This is a genomic window from Streptomyces sp. NPDC093260 (assembly GCF_040683715.1).
In the GTDB taxonomy this organism is placed as follows: domain Bacteria; phylum Actinomycetota; class Actinomycetes; order Streptomycetales; family Streptomycetaceae; genus Streptomyces; species Streptomyces sennicomposti.
In genome coordinates this window covers 63616-77578 of record NZ_JBFBEK010000006.1, presented here as the reverse complement: position 1 = coordinate 77578, position 13963 = coordinate 63616, and the positions used below count along the sequence as shown (strand labels likewise).

The following is a 13963-nucleotide window of genomic DNA, read 5'->3' as shown; positions in this document are numbered from 1 at the left end:
TCACGCCCTGTCCGCGACGCGCTCGCCGAGCAGGCCCTGGGGCCTGAAGAGGAGCACGAGAATGAGGAGTACGAAGGCCCAGACGTCGGCCCAGGTGTTGCTGCCGAACTTGTCCATGCCGGGGATGTCGGCGATGTAGGCGGTGGCGAGGGTCTCGGCGACGCCGAGGACGAGGCCGCCGATCATGGCGCCGTAGATGTTGCCGATGCCGCCGAGGACTGCCGCGGTGAACGCTTTGAGGCCGAGGATGAAGCCCATCTTGAAGTCGATCTGGCCGTACTTGAGGCCGTCGGCGAGGCCGCCGACGGCGGCGAAGGCGGCGCCGAGGGCGAAGGCGACCACGATGATGCGGTCGGTGTTGACGCCCATGAGTTTGGCGGTGTCGGGGTCCTGGGCGGTGGCCTGCATGCCGCGTCCGGTGCGGGTCTTCATGACGAAGTAGCCGAGGACGGCCATGCTGATGGGGGCGGCGAGCAGCAGGAAGACGTCGCCGGTCTGGATGGTGACGTTGCCGATGTGGAAGGGGCCGCCGGGGATCTGCGGGAAGGGCCGGGCGGACTTTGCGTCGGGGTACCACGCCCATACGGCCTGTTGCAGGGCGAGGGAGAGGCCGATGGCGGTGATGAGGGGGGCGAGGCGGGGGGCGGAGCGCAGGGGCCGGTAGGCGAACCGTTCCGCCCCGATGGCGACCAGGACGGCGACGATGATCGCGCCGATGAGCATGCAGGGCAGCGCGAGCCACATGGAGGTGCCGTCGGGCAGGATGTAGACGTAGACCGTGAGGGCGCCGAAGGCGCCGGTCATGAATATCTCGCCGTGGGCGAAGTTGATGAGCTGGACGATGCCGTAGACCATCGTGTAGCCAATGGCGACCAGCCCGTACATGGATCCCAGTAGCAGGCCGTTGACCAGCTGCTGCGGCAGTTCGTTCACCGCATGTCCTCCGAGACTTTCGGACGTTCGACGGATGTGACCGTGATGTGAGTCCGCGCGGGGCGCCAGTGGAACGACGCCCCGCGCGGCTGTTGAGCGGTGTGGGTGTGGGTCAGCCGGTGAAGGTGCCCGACTTCACGGGCACGAAGGCGCCGTTGTCGACCTTGTAGACGGTGAGCTGCTTGTTGGTCGCGTCACCGAACTCGTCGAAGGAGACCTTGCCGGTCACACCGTCGAAGGAGACCTTGGCCATGGCCTCGGTGACCTTGGCGCGGGCGTCGTCGGGGAGCTTGCCGCCGTTGTCGTCGACGACCTTCTTGACGGCCTCGATGATGGCCCAGGCCGAGTCGTAGGAGTAGCCGCCGTAGGCCGCGTACTCCTCCTTGTAGCCGGCTGCCTTGTAGTCGGACACGAACTGCTTGGCGGAGTCGAGCTTCTCGACGGGGGCGCCGACGGAGGTGGCGAGGTCGCCGGCGGCGGACGGGCCGGCCAGCTTGGCGTAGGTGGCGTCGTTGATGCCGTCGCCGCCGACCAGCGGGATCTTGGCGCCGGCGGCCTTGATCTGCTTGCTGAGCGGGCCGGCCTGCGGGTACTCGCCGCCGTAGTAGACGACGTCGGCGCCGGAGTTCTTGACCTTGGTGGCGACCGCGGAGAAGTCCTTGGTGTCCGGATTGATGTGCTCGGTGCCGACGACCTGGCCGCCGAGCTTCTTGAACTCGTCGGTGAAGGTGCCGGCCAGGCCCGCGCCATAGGTCTTCTTGTCGTCGATGACGAAGACCTTCTTCTTCTTGGCGTCGTTGTAGACGTACTGGGCGGCGAACGGGCCCTGGATGGCGTCCGTGGTCGCGGTACGGAAGTACGACGGGTGCTGGCGGACCTTCTTGGTGCGCCAGTCGGGGCCCTGGGTGAGGGAGGGGCCGGTGTTGGCCGGGGAGACCTCGGCCAGTTTCGCGTCGTCGAAGACCTTCTGCATCGATTCGGCGACGGAGGAGTTCAGCGGGCCGACGACGCCGAGGACGCTCTTGTCGGCGACGAACGTGGTCGCGTTCTGCTGACCGGAAGAAGGCTGGGCCTGGTCGTCACGGGCCTCGAGTTTGAAGGTGACGCCCTTGACGTAGTTCTTCTTGTTGGCGGTCTTGACGGCGAGGTCGGCGGAGTTCTTGATGCCGAGGCCGAGGGCGGACAGGTCTCCGGTCAGCGGGGCGTCGACGCCGATGGTGACGGTGGTTCCGCCGCCGCCGCCGTCACCGGAGCCGGAGTCCTTGTTCCCGTCCCGGGAGCCACAGGCGGTGAGGGTGAGTGCTCCCGCAGCCAGCGCGGCGGTGATGGCGATGAGCGAACGTTGACGCACGGTCAGTCCTTTCCCTTGCACGGCCCTCCCCCCTGGAAGGGGCCGAGTCGAGCGCCGGCCCGAAGAGATTTTCCGACCGTGCGGTGACTGGCGGTGACTCTAGGCGGGCCTGGGGAACCGGGAGGAGGGTCTGGCCAATGCTGTGACGTTCTTGTTATGACACGACGTATTGCAGAGCGGTACTCGGTGGGTGGAACAGCGGAATTCAGGCCGATTCGCCCCGTCCGCATTCTGAGAACCCGCAGGACGCGCCGGGCTGTGTTCAGGTGTGTAAGGTGTTTTGGTGATTACCGGGAAACGTTGCCGCAGGCGACCTGTAGCGCCTCGGAGAGGGCGTGCGCATAGCGTGACCCCAGGATGAAACTCTGGACCTCCATTGCGCGGATATTACGCAGTGTTACATCCAGGAAAGGGAGTCCGGCATTCTCCGGAACTTTCCCGCATTCCATGACATGCATGGTGATGACGATCTTGTGTGCGGAACCCGCCGCCGTCCGGAAAGGCGGACGGGGCGCGGAGGTCAGCGAAAGACCCGCGTAGGGCTGGTCCAGTGCGGTCACGGTGACCGGAGGCCCGGATTCCACACTCACCAGCAGCGCGAAACTGAAGCTGCCAGGCGGTGCGCCGGGCGGTGTGGCCGCCGGTTCCAGATAGGAGACGTCGACCACCTGCGAGGGGTACGGCGGTGCGGGCAACGGCGGGGCGGGGTGCGGCGGTCGCTGCTCCCGGGTGGCATACAGGAGACCGCCGCAGGTCAGGAGGGCGGCGAGCGCGGCGGCGGTGAGAAGGGCGCTGCGGGGGTGGTCGCCGGGGCGGGCGCGGAGGATCGCACGCAGGTGTGCGCGCAGGCCTGCGGCGGGGTAGCGGCGCTGGAACGGCGGGGCGGGCGCGAGGGGCCTGTGAGCGCTGTGCGCGTTGTGCGGGTCCTGCGGGGTGTACGGGCCGTCAGGAGTCGTCGAGTCGCAGGGAGCGTAGGGGGCTTCGGGTGGCCCGGTGCGCCGTGCGCGGGTGCCCTCGCCCGGTTCGACGGGGCCGATGCCGCTCACTGCCAGGGCCCCTTGCCGGATGCGCCGTCGCGGTACCGGTCGGCACAGTCCGTACGTGCCTGACGATCTATCAGGTGCTGTGCCGCATCCACCCCTTGGCGCAGCCGCACGGGGCGGGCGGCGGCCACGACCCGGCGCAGGATCTCGTACTGGGTGTTGGACAGCCCCATCGACTGGTAGTCGCCGTAGGTGTCCTCGTCCAGCACCTTCCGCGACCAGTACGCGACGACTCCGGTGCACAGCTCCGCGGGGGAGGTCACCCGAGGTGACGGCGAGGACGGCGCCGGGGGCGGGGCCGAGGGGCGGCCCGAGGCCGGGTGCGGAGGTGCACTGGGTGTCGGGGGCGGGGCGCCGCCGTGTCCGGTGGCGGGCGTGCCGCCGGCGCAGCCGGCCGACAGCACGCCCGCCAGAAGCACCGGCGCGAGTCGTCCTGCGAGCACCGCGGCCCGGAACCGCGGGCCTCCACGCGTCCCCATGCGACGAAGCTAGGCCGTACAACGCCCCCGGGCAACGAAACGAACAGCCACGGCGCCGCCCGCTCCGCCCGGGCGCCCGCCGCACGGCACTCCGCCCCCGGGGAGGCCGGGCTCAGCCCGCCGCAGGCGCCTGCGCCTCACCCGGGTTCACGTCCCGCAGCAGGCACGTCAGCCGCGCACTGCACACCCGCCGGCCCTGCTCGTCGCTGATCACGATCTCGTAGGTCGCCGTCGAGCGCCCCCGGTGCACCGGAGTGGCCACCCCCGTCACCAGACCGGAGCGCACCCCCCGGTGGTGGGTGCAGTTCAGATCGACGCCCACGGCGATCTTGGAACTGCCGCCGTGCAGCATCGCACCGACCGAGCCCAGCGTCTCCGCCAGCACGGCGGAGGCCCCGCCGTGCAGCAGCCCGTAGGGCTGGGTGTTGCCCTCCACCGGCATCGTGGCGACGACGCGCTCGGCGGACGCCTCCAGGATCTGGACGCCCATCCGCGTACCGAGGTGCCCGGCGGAGAACAGGGCGGGCAGATCGACGCCGAGCGCGGCGTACTCGTCGATGACCTCCTGCGGGAACTTCACGTCGTGCTGCTCGCCCATGAAACCGGCTCCGTCCGTCGTCGATCGGCCACTACACGACTGAGCGAGCGCTCAGTCAGTGGCCGATTGTTCCAGACGCACCACGACGGACTTGCTGGCCGGGGTGTTGCTGGTGTCCGCGGTGGCGTCCAGCGGCACCAGGACGTTCGTCTCCGGGTAGTACGACGCCGCGCAGCCCCGGGCCGTCGGGTAGTGCACGACCCGGAAGCCGGGGGCGCGCCGCTCCAGCCCGTCCTTCCACTCGCCGACGAGATCGACGTACGACCCGTCGGCCAGCCCGAGCGCACGCGCGTCCTCGGGGTTGACCAGGACCACCCGGCGGCCGCCCCGGATGCCGCGGTAGCGGTCGTCGAGGCCGTAGATCGTGGTGTTGTACTGGTCGTGCGAGCGCAGTGTCTGGAGCAGCAGCCGGCCCTCGGGCAGCTCCGGGTACTCGACGGGTGCGGCGGTGAAGTTGGCCTTGCCGGTGGCCGTGGGGAAGCGGCGCTCGTCGCGCGGGGCGTGCGGCAGCGCGAAGCCGCCGGGGCGGGCCACGCGCGCGTTGAAGTCCTCGAAGCCGGGCACGACCCGGGAGATCCGGTCGCGGATCGCGGCGTAGTCGCGCTCGAACTCCTCCCACGGCACCACGCTGCCCGCGCCGAGCACCCGGCGGGCCAGACGGGCCACGATGGCCGGCTCGGACAGCAGGTGAGGGCTCGCGGGCTCCAGACGGCCGCGGGAGGCGTGCACCATGCCCATGGAGTCCTCGACGGTGACGAACTGCTCGCCGCCCTCCCGCACGTCGCGCTCGGTGCGGCCGAGGGTGGGCAGGATCAGGGCGCGCGCTCCGGTGACGACGTGGGAGCGGTTGAGCTTGGTCGACACGTGCACGGTCAGCCGGGCGCGGCGCATGGCGGCCTCGGTGACGTCGGTGTCGGGGGAGGCGGAGACGAAGTTGCCGCCCATCGCGAAGAACACCTTGGCCTCGCCGTCGCGCAGGGCACGGATGGCCCGGACCACGTCGTAGCCGTGCTCGCGCGGCGGCGCGAAGCCGAACTCCTTCTCCAGCGCGTCCAGGAAGGCCGGCGCGGGGCGTTCGAAGATGCCCATCGTGCGGTCCCCCTGCACGTTGGAGTGGCCGCGCACCGGGCACACGCCCGCGCCCGTGCGGCCGATGTTGCCGCGCAGCAGCAGGAAGTTGACGACCTCGCGGATGGTGGGCACGGAGTGCTTGTGCTGGGTCAGGCCCATCGCCCAGCACACGATCGTGCGCCGGGAGGCGAGGACCATCTCGAAGGCGCGGTCGATCTCCGCGCGGGTGAGGCCGGTCGCCCGCAGCGTCTCGTCCCAGTCGGCGGCGCGGGCGGCCGCGGCGAACTCCTCGAAGCCATGGGTGTGCTCGCGCACGAACAGCTCGTCGACGGCGCCCTCGGTGTCGAGGATCAGCTTGTTGAGGAGGCGGAAGAGGGCCTGGTCGCCGCCGATGCGGATCTGCAGGAACAGGTCCGTGAGCGCGGCGCCGGCCGCCAGCCCCTTGGGGGTCTGCGGGTTCTTGAAGCGCTCCAGGCCCGCCTCGGGCAGCGGGTTGACGCTGATGATCCGTGCGCCGTTCGCCTTGGCCTTCTCCAGGGCGGAGAGCATCCGGGGGTGGTTGGTGCCCGGGTTCTGCCCGGCGACGATGATCAGGTCGGCCTGGTGGACGTCGTCCAGCAGGACGCTGCCCTTGCCGACGCCGATCGTCTCCGACAGCGCCGAGCCGGAGGACTCGTGGCACATGTTGGAGCAGTCGGGCAGGTTGTTGGTGCCCAGCTCGCGGGCGAACAGCTGGTAGAGGAACGCGGCCTCGTTGCTGGTGCGGCCCGAGGTGTAGAAGACGGCCTCGTCGGGGGAGGCGAGGGCGGCGAGCTCCTCGGCGACGATGTCGAAGGCGCGTTCCCAGGTCACCGGCTCGTAGCGGTCGGCGCCCTCGGGCAGGTACATGGGGTGGGTGAGCCGCCCCTGCTGGCCGAGCCAGTAGCCGCTGCGGCCGGCCAGATCGGCCACGGAGTGCTCGGCGAAGAACTCCGGGGTGACCCGGCGCAGGGTGGCCTCCTCGGCGACCGCCTTCGCGCCGTTCTCGCAGAACTCCGCCGTGTGCCGGTGCTCCGGCTCGGGCCAGGCACAGCCCGGGCAGTCGAAGCCGTCCTTCTGGTTGACCCGCAGCAGGGTCAGCGCGGTGCGGCGCACGCCCATCTGCCGCTGGGCGACGCGCAGGGTGTGCCCGATGGCCGGGAGCCCCGCCGCCGCGTGCTTGGGCTCGGCGACCTGCGGCGCGTCCTGGACCGGATCGCCCTTGGGCGGTTTCGTGGCCATCGCACCCTCCCCTTCGACGGCGCACACGGTGCGTGCTGCGCGTGTGGTGTCCTCCGGCGGCCCGCCCGCCAGGAGTCCTCCGATCCTCCCACGCACCACCGACAACGCCGCGGCCGGGCGGACGGGGGAGCGGGACGGAACTGCCGGGTGGGAAGACGGGAGCGGACCGTTCCGTGGCCGAGGAACGGGACCGGATGCGGCGCGGGCGGGGAGCGGGACCGGATGCGGCGCGGGGCGGGGAGCGGGTGCGTCACGGCTGTCAGTGGTCCGTGGCAGGATCGGGGACGTGGCAGAGACAGCATCGAAGAAGACCGACAAGACCTCCGGCGGTACCCGTCCCCGGCTGATGCTCATGGACGGGCACTCGCTGGCCTACCGCGCGTTCTTCGCGCTGCCCGCGGAGAACTTCACCACCGCGACGGGCCAGCCGACGAACGCGATCTACGGCTTCGCGTCGATGCTGGCCAACACGCTGCGTGACGAGGCGCCCACGCACTTCGCGGTCGCGTTCGACGTGTCCCGCAAGACCTGGCGCTCGGAGGAGTTCACGGAGTACAAGGCGAACCGCTCCAAGACCCCCGACGAGTTCAAGGGCCAGGTCCAGCTGATCGGCGAGCTGCTGGACGCCATGCACGCCGAGCGCTTCGCCGTCGAGGGCTTCGAGGCCGACGACATCATCGCCACCCTCGCCACCCGGGCCGAGGCCGAGGGCTTCGAGGTGCTGATCGTCACCGGCGACCGCGACTCCTTCCAGCTGGTCTCCGAGCACACCACGGTGCTGTACCCCACCAAGGGCGTCTCCGAGCTGACCCGGTACACCCCGGAGAAGGTCGTGGAGAAGTACGGGTTGACGCCGGCGCAGTACCCGGACTTCGCGGCGCTGCGCGGCGACCCGTCCGACAACCTGCCCGGCATCCCCGGCGTCGGCGAGAAGACCGCCGCGAAGTGGATCAACCAGTTCGGCTCCTTCGCGGAGCTGGTCGAGCGGGCCGACGAGGTCAAGGGCAAGGCCGGACAGAACCTCCGCGACCACCTGGAGTCCGTCAAGCTCAACCGCCGCCTCACCGAGCTGGAGCGCAACGTCGACCTGCCCAAGACGGTCGCCGACCTCGCCAGGACGGCGTACGACCGCAAGGCCGTCGCCACGGTCCTGGACTCCCTGGAGATCCGCAACCCCTCGCTGCGCGAGCGGCTCTTCGCCGTGGACCCGGGCGCCGAGGAGGCCGAGACCACCCCGATCGCGGCGGCCGGCGTGGAACTGGACGGCACGGTCCTCGGCACCGGCGAGCTGGCCCCCTGGCTGGCCGGGCACGGCACCGGGACGCTCGGCGTGGCCACCGTCGACGCCTGGGCGCTCGGCACGGGCTCGGTCGCCGAGGTGGCGCTCGCAGCCGCCGACGGCAGCGCGGCCTGGTTCGACCCCGCGCAGCTGGACGAGGCGGACGAGACCGCGTTCGCGGCGTGGCTGGCCGACGCCGACCGCCCCAAGGTGTTCCACGACGCCAAGGGCGCGATGCGGGTCCTGGCCGAGCACGGCTGGAGCGTGGACGGCGTCCGCATGGACACCGCGCTCGCCGCCTACCTGGTCAAGCCGGGCCGCCGCTCCTTCGCGCTGGACGCGCTGTCCCTGGAGTACCTGCACCGCGAGCTGGCGCCCGCCGCCGCGGCCGACGGCCAGCTCGCCTTCGGCGCGGACGAGGCCGCCGAGGCGGAGACGCTGATGATCCAGGCCCGCGCCATCCTCGACCTCGGCGAGGCCTTCGAGGGCCGGCTCGAAGAGGTCGGCGCGGCCGATCTGCTGCGCGACATGGAGCTGCCCACCTCCGCGCTGCTGGCCCGCATGGAGCGGCACGGCATCGCCGCCGACCGGGCGCACCTCGAAGCCATGGAGCAGATGTTCGCCGGCGCGGTGCAACAGGCCGTGAAGGAGGCGCACGCGGCGGCCGGGCACGAGTTCAACCTCGGCTCGCCCAAGCAGCTCCAGGAGGTCCTCTTCGGCGAGCTGGCCCTGCCGAAGACCAAGAAGACCAAGACCGGGTACACCACCGACGCCGACGCCCTGGCCTGGCTCGCCGCCCAGACGGACAACGAGCTGCCGGTGATCATGCTCCGCCACCGCGAGCAGGCCAAACTCCGCGTCACCGTCGAGGGCCTGATCAAGACGATCGCGGCGGACGGCCGGATCCACACCACGTTCAACCAGACCGTCGCCGCGACCGGCCGGCTGTCCTCCACCGACCCGAACCTCCAGAACATCCCGGTCCGCACCGACGAGGGCCGGGCCATCCGCCGCGGCTTCGTGGTGGGCGAGGGCTTCGAGTCCCTGATGACCGCCGACTACAGCCAGATCGAGCTGCGGGTGATGGCCCACCTGTCCGAGGACGCGGGCCTGATCGAGGCGTTCACCTCAGGCGAGGACCTGCACACCACGGCCGCCTCGCAGGTCTTCGGCGTCGAGCGGTCCGCGGTGGACGCGGAGATGCGCCGCAAGATCAAGGCGATGTCGTACGGCCTGGCGTACGGGCTGTCGGCCTTCGGCCTCTCCCAGCAGCTGAACATCGAGGCGGCCGAGGCCCGCGCGCTGATGGACGCCTACTTCGAGCGGTTCGGCGGCGTACGGGACTATCTGCGCCGCGCGGTCGACGAGGCGCGCGCCACGGGCTACACGGCGACGCTGTTCGGCCGCCGCCGCTATCTGCCCGACCTCAACAGCGACAACCGCCAGCGCCGCGAGGCGGCCGAGCGGATGGCGCTGAACGCGCCGATCCAGGGCACGGCGGCGGACATCGTCAAGATCGCCATGCTGAACGTGGACCGGGCGCTGCGCGAGGCCGACCTCAAGTCCCGCATGCTCCTCCAGGTCCACGACGAAATCGTCCTGGAGATCGCCCCGGGCGAGCGAGCGGCGACGGAGGAGATCGTCCGCCGCGAGATGTCCGGCGCGGTCCAGCTCCGCGCACCGCTGGACGTCTCGGTCGGAGTGGGCCCGGACTGGGAGTCGGCAGCACACTAGCCACGACGAAGAGGACGCCCCGGGCCGCCGGCCGACGACCTGGGCACTCCGATGCCGCGGGCCGGGGGCCTGCGGGCACCGACGCCCAGGCCGGCCCGGGCGGGCTCCCGGCGGGGGCGGGGCGGACCGGTACGGGCGCGCTGCCTTGCGCGCGGACGGCTTCCTCCTGCGGGGGCTGCGGGCCGGGGGCCGGGGGCTGTCGGCGGAGGAACTCCCGGTGGGCGTGCGGCCCGCTTCCGATGGGCGGGGGAGCCCCTGTCGGGCGAGCAGCGGCCCGCTGACGCTTTTGGGGCCGGTGGGCACCGTCACCTCGGCCGGGCCGGGCCGGGCCGTCTCGGTCGGCGGCGGGGTACGGCGGACCGGTGCCGACGCTCCCGTCCCGGGCGGGCGGCCCCGGCGGACGGCCACTGCCGGGGCGGGGGGCTGGTGGGCGCAGGCACTCCGGTGGGCGTGCGGTCGCCGCTGGGACTCGGGCCCAGAGACTGAGGCAGGCAGGCGTCCTGTCGGCGGGTGCCCCCCGGCCCGTGCCCCGGGGCCGCGGGCCCGACGGGCACCGGCACACCGGTCGGGCGGGCGGCTCGCGCCGCGGAGAGCGCCACGGCGGCGACGGGTCTCGTCACACGCCGGCTGCCGACGTTCGCCGCGTGGGGTGGATGCCGGGCCGGTCGCCCCCGGCCCGGCATCCACCCCGCCCCCGCTCTTCCCGCCCCACCGGCCCGACAGCCCCGCCCCCATGCCCTGCGGCCCCCGTCCCCCAAGGGCAGCGGGGCGTTTCCGGGGGCCTCGGCGCGGTCGGGCCGTCACTCACGTGGCCCCCGCGAAGACGCAGGCCCCAGGGCGGACCGACAGGATGCGGGCATGGGTATACGCATGCTCAACCACCGGCCGGCGGTATCCCAGACAACAGTCGGCGCGGAACCCGCCGCGCCGCTCCCGCCGGTCCCGGCCCTCGCGGCCGGTGCAAGCACCGCCCGCGTCCCCACCGATCTCGCGGCCCCCCTGCGCCGCGCCGCGACCGGGCTGCGCCAGCGCCTCGCGCCCCGCGAGCCGCTGCCCTGGCGTCTGTGGGCGGATCTGACCCGCGGCTACGTCGCCCTGTTCCTCGCCCGCCTGCCGAGACCGGGCCCCGTCCGTACCGTCACGGTCTTCGTCGCGGCGCCTCCGGCCGCGGACCGGCCGAGCGGGCCGCCGCAACGCCGGCCGCGTCCGGACCGTCCCCCGCGGCACCCGCACCGCCCCCGTCGCGGACCCGGGCGGCCGGACGCCACATCCTGACCCCGGCGGCGTAGGCCAGCAGCCCCACCACCAGCCCGGAGCCCGCGCCGAAGCACAGCACCGGCACCAGGTCACGCCCATCGGCCGACCGCCCGCCCCACCACAGGGCCGCCCGCCGCACCGCCCCCGCGCCCGCGCAGCCGCCGATCACCGCCGCGGCCCACCACCGGTCCCGCGACGACAGGACGGGCACCCCGCGCGGTTCGCCCGCCGGCATCCGCCGCAGGACGCGCACCACGAACGCGACGATCACCACCGCCGCGACCGCCGAGCCGCCGTACTGGAGGTACCAGTACAGCGGTGCGCCTGCCAGCGGCCGGCCCAGCACCGGGAACACCCGCATCCCCCACCGGTCGAAGTGCGTGAACGCGTCCCACACCACATGCGTCAGCGCGCCCAGCGCCGCCGAGACGTACCACCACAGCACCGGGGCGGGCCGCACGCGCGCGCGGGGCGCCCCGCACCGGGTCAGCGCCGCCCAGCGCCCCCGGCAGGCGGCCGGCAACAGCGCCACCAGCGGCTCGCGCGCCAGTAGCCACGCCGCCGCCAGCATCCAGGCGGTCAGCACGTCCACCGTGAACACCCCGGCCAAGGAGTGCGTCACCGTGCCGAACTCCATCGCACCGGGCAGGACACTCGCCGCGTAATAGGTCATGTCCGGCGCGAAGGAACCCGCGACGAGCAGCGCGGGCGTCAGCCGGCACCGCCCCGCGCCGTTCCCGCGCACCGCCGGCAGCACGGCCGCCGCATGGCTCAAAGTGAACGGCAACACGTCCTCCAGGCAGGCGACATGACCGGCCCCGGCGGCCCGTCGATCGGTGCCGCCCAGTATGCGTGCCCCGCGATCACCGCGCCCCGCACAACAGTAAGTGGCCAACCGGTGAAAACCGGGCACCAACCAGTCCCCTCGGGAAGGAAGTTGTCGTAGGGTCACCTGGGTCGTCCACCCAAAACGCTCCACGAGGGCAACCAGTACCGCGGGTCAACCGTCACAACAGGGCGAACAGGCAGGCACGGACGGACGCTCGGCGTCCACGGGAGGGGTTCACTCCATGGCGGCGCATTTCGGCAGGAGGCTCTACAAAGGGGCAGCCACCACGGCCGTGGCCGCGGTGGCCGTAGCGGCGCTCTCCGCTTCCGAGGCCCCCGGCGTGACGGTCGAGGACCAGGGAAGACCGACCACCGCCGGCGCGACGCCCGCTCCCGATGAGCAGCCCCCGGCCGGTGACACCGCGACGGGCAACTCGCACTACTACACGGCGCTTCCCCCGCTCAAAAGCCCCAGCCCCGCGCCCAGCACGGCCGTCGGCGTCCCGGTCACCGACACGCCCTCCGAGGCCGGCATACCCGCCACCGTGCTCGCCGCCTACAAGAAGGCGGAGGCCGAACTCCGCACCGCCAAGCCGGGCTGCAACCTGCCCTGGCAACTGCTCGCCGCCATCGGCAAGGTGGAGTCCGGCCACGCCGGCGGCGGCCGCGTCACCGCCGACGGCACGACGATCACCCCGATCCTCGGCCCGGCCCTCAACGGCGTCGGCTTCGCCCACATCAGCGACACCGACCACGGCGCCTACGACAACGACAGCACGTACGACCGCGCGGTCGGCCCCATGCAGTTCATCCCCTCCACCTGGAAGTGGGCGGGCCGGGACGGCAACGGCGACGGCAAGAAGGACCCCAACAACGTCTTCGACGCGGCCCTCGCCACCGGCCACTACCTGTGCCGGTTCGGCTGGGACCTGTCCGACGCCCGCGACCTGCGCAGCGCGATCCTCAGCTACAACGCCTCCCAGGACTACCTGAACACCGTCCTGTCCTGGATGGAGTACTACCGCCGGGGCACCCACTCGATCCCCGACGGCACCGGCACCGTGCCCTCCGAGCGCCCCGGCGCCGGCGGCACACCCGGCACGTCCGGTACGAGCCCCGGGCCGTCGTCCCCGTCGGTCCCCACCAAGAACAGGCCGAGTACCCCGAGCACTCCGGGTGGGAGCGGCAAGCCGAGCACCCCCGGCAAGCCCGGCGGCGGAACGAGCCCGTCCCCGACCCCGCCCCCGTCGTCGAAGCCGACCCCGCCGCCCAGCCGCACCGACATCGTGGACCACCTCGAGGACGTGGGCACCCCCAAGCTCACTGCCATGGCGGGCGACGCGTTCACCCAGAAGATCAGTGCCCGCGCCGAGACCAAGACCGGCAAGTCCGTCGCCAAGGTCAGGGTCCGGTTCGTGATCACCGGTGACACCGACGCCGCCTTCACCGGCGGGGAGAAGGTCACCACGGTCGTCACCGACGACTCCGGCGTCGCCGTCGCGCCCGCGCTCCAGGCGGGCGAGAAGACCGGCACCTTCACCGTCCGCGCCCTGGTCGTCGGCCGCTCGACGCCGGGCCTCGACTACACGGCCACCGTCACCGAGCGCGCCGCCGACGCCCTCGCCCGCACCGGCGACACCCCGCTCACCTGCGTCCCCGGCGGCGAGTTCGCCGACCAGGTCGAGGTGAAGGCCACCTACAAGGGAGCCGTCGCCGACAAGGTCGCGGCCGCCGCCACCTTGATCAAGGCCGCCGACGACGCCACCGAGAGCACCCAGGGCCCCTACTTCAAGGACGCCGACGGCAAGCCGATCCGCACCCTGACGGGCCTGCACACGGACGCCAAGGGTCTGCTGAAGCTGCCCAAGCTGTACGCCGACGACACCACCGGCACGTTCCTGCTCCGCATCACCACCGCCGGCGGCGCCACGCTGACCGTCGAACTCAAGGTCGCACCCGCCGACGCCTCGCCGAGCCCCAGCCAGGGCGAGAGCCAGAGCCCCGGCACGGGCGCCGACCCGTCGACCGCCCCGAGCCCGTCGGCGACGGGTTCCTCGCCGTCCTCGTGATCCGCACGGCACGGACCTGAACACAGGGGCGCCCTCCGCCACGACGGCAGGGCGCCCCTCG

Annotated in this window: 9 protein-coding genes; 2 read left to right on the top strand and 7 right to left on the bottom strand. The window is 72.4% G+C overall.

What is annotated here, in order from left to right:
• From AB0N63_RS09870 to AB0N63_RS09845, 6 genes are all read right to left on the bottom strand, one after another.
• Window positions 1–933, bottom strand: a complete 933-nt coding sequence (locus AB0N63_RS09870) for a branched-chain amino acid ABC transporter permease (protein ID WP_019984091.1) — start codon at window positions 931–933, stop codon at window positions 1–3.
• A gap of 112 nt (window positions 934–1045) precedes the next feature.
• Window positions 1046–2284, bottom strand: a complete 1239-nt coding sequence (locus AB0N63_RS09865; RefSeq protein ID WP_365526605.1) for a branched-chain amino acid ABC transporter substrate-binding protein — start codon at window positions 2282–2284, stop codon at window positions 1046–1048.
• Window positions 2285–2571: 287 nt separating this feature from the next.
• Window positions 2572–3330 carry a hypothetical protein gene (locus AB0N63_RS09860; RefSeq protein WP_365526602.1) on the bottom strand — a complete coding sequence of 253 codons (759 nt, stop codon included), beginning with the start codon at window positions 3328–3330 and terminating at the stop codon, window positions 2572–2574.
• Entirely contained in the window at window positions 3327–3590 is a 264-nt protein-coding gene (locus AB0N63_RS09855) for a hypothetical protein (RefSeq protein ID WP_365526600.1), read from the bottom strand. Before AB0N63_RS09855 ends, AB0N63_RS09860 begins: the two co-directional genes overlap by 4 nt.
• Window positions 3591–3918: 328 nt before the next feature.
• Window positions 3919–4404, bottom strand: a complete 486-nt coding sequence (locus AB0N63_RS09850) for a hotdog fold thioesterase (RefSeq protein ID WP_365526599.1) — start codon at window positions 4402–4404, stop codon at window positions 3919–3921.
• 51 nt (window positions 4405–4455) lie between these two features.
• Entirely contained in the window at window positions 4456–6735 is a 2280-nt protein-coding gene (locus AB0N63_RS09845; RefSeq protein WP_365526597.1) for an FdhF/YdeP family oxidoreductase, read from the bottom strand.
• Between the two features lie 286 nt (window positions 6736–7021).
• Here AB0N63_RS09845 and polA point away from each other — a divergent pair, with 286 nt between their 5' ends.
• Window positions 7022–9748, top strand: coding sequence for a DNA polymerase I (gene polA, locus AB0N63_RS09840; protein ID WP_365526594.1), 2727 nt, complete (start codon window positions 7022–7024; stop codon window positions 9746–9748).
• Between the two features lie 1138 nt (window positions 9749–10886).
• Here the strand turns inward: polA and AB0N63_RS09835 are convergent.
• Window positions 10887–11792: a DUF4184 family protein gene (locus AB0N63_RS09835; protein WP_365526592.1), complete on the bottom strand. Its 906-nt coding sequence runs from the start codon at window positions 11790–11792 to the stop codon at window positions 10887–10889.
• A 283-nt stretch (window positions 11793–12075) separates the two neighbouring features.
• Between AB0N63_RS09835 and AB0N63_RS09830 the strand changes: the two genes are divergently transcribed.
• The gene (locus AB0N63_RS09830) at window positions 12076–13902 is read left to right on the top strand and encodes a lytic transglycosylase domain-containing protein (protein WP_365526589.1); all 1827 of its coding nucleotides are present in this window, start codon (window positions 12076–12078) and stop codon (window positions 13900–13902) included.
• Window positions 13903–13963 lie beyond the last annotated feature (61 nt).

What these genes read in the sequence shown, in the direction of transcription:
- AB0N63_RS09850 (WP_365526599.1), bottom strand. Translation starts at nt 4,404, where the DNA reads ATGGGCGAGCAGCACGACGTGAAGTTCCCGCAGGAGGTCATCGACGAG.
- AB0N63_RS09845 (WP_365526597.1), bottom strand. Translation starts at nt 6,735, where the DNA reads ATGGCCACGAAACCGCCCAAGGGCGATCCGGTCCAGGACGCGCCGCAG.
- AB0N63_RS09830 (WP_365526589.1), top strand. Translation starts at nt 12,076, where the DNA reads ATGGCGGCGCATTTCGGCAGGAGGCTCTACAAAGGGGCAGCCACCACG.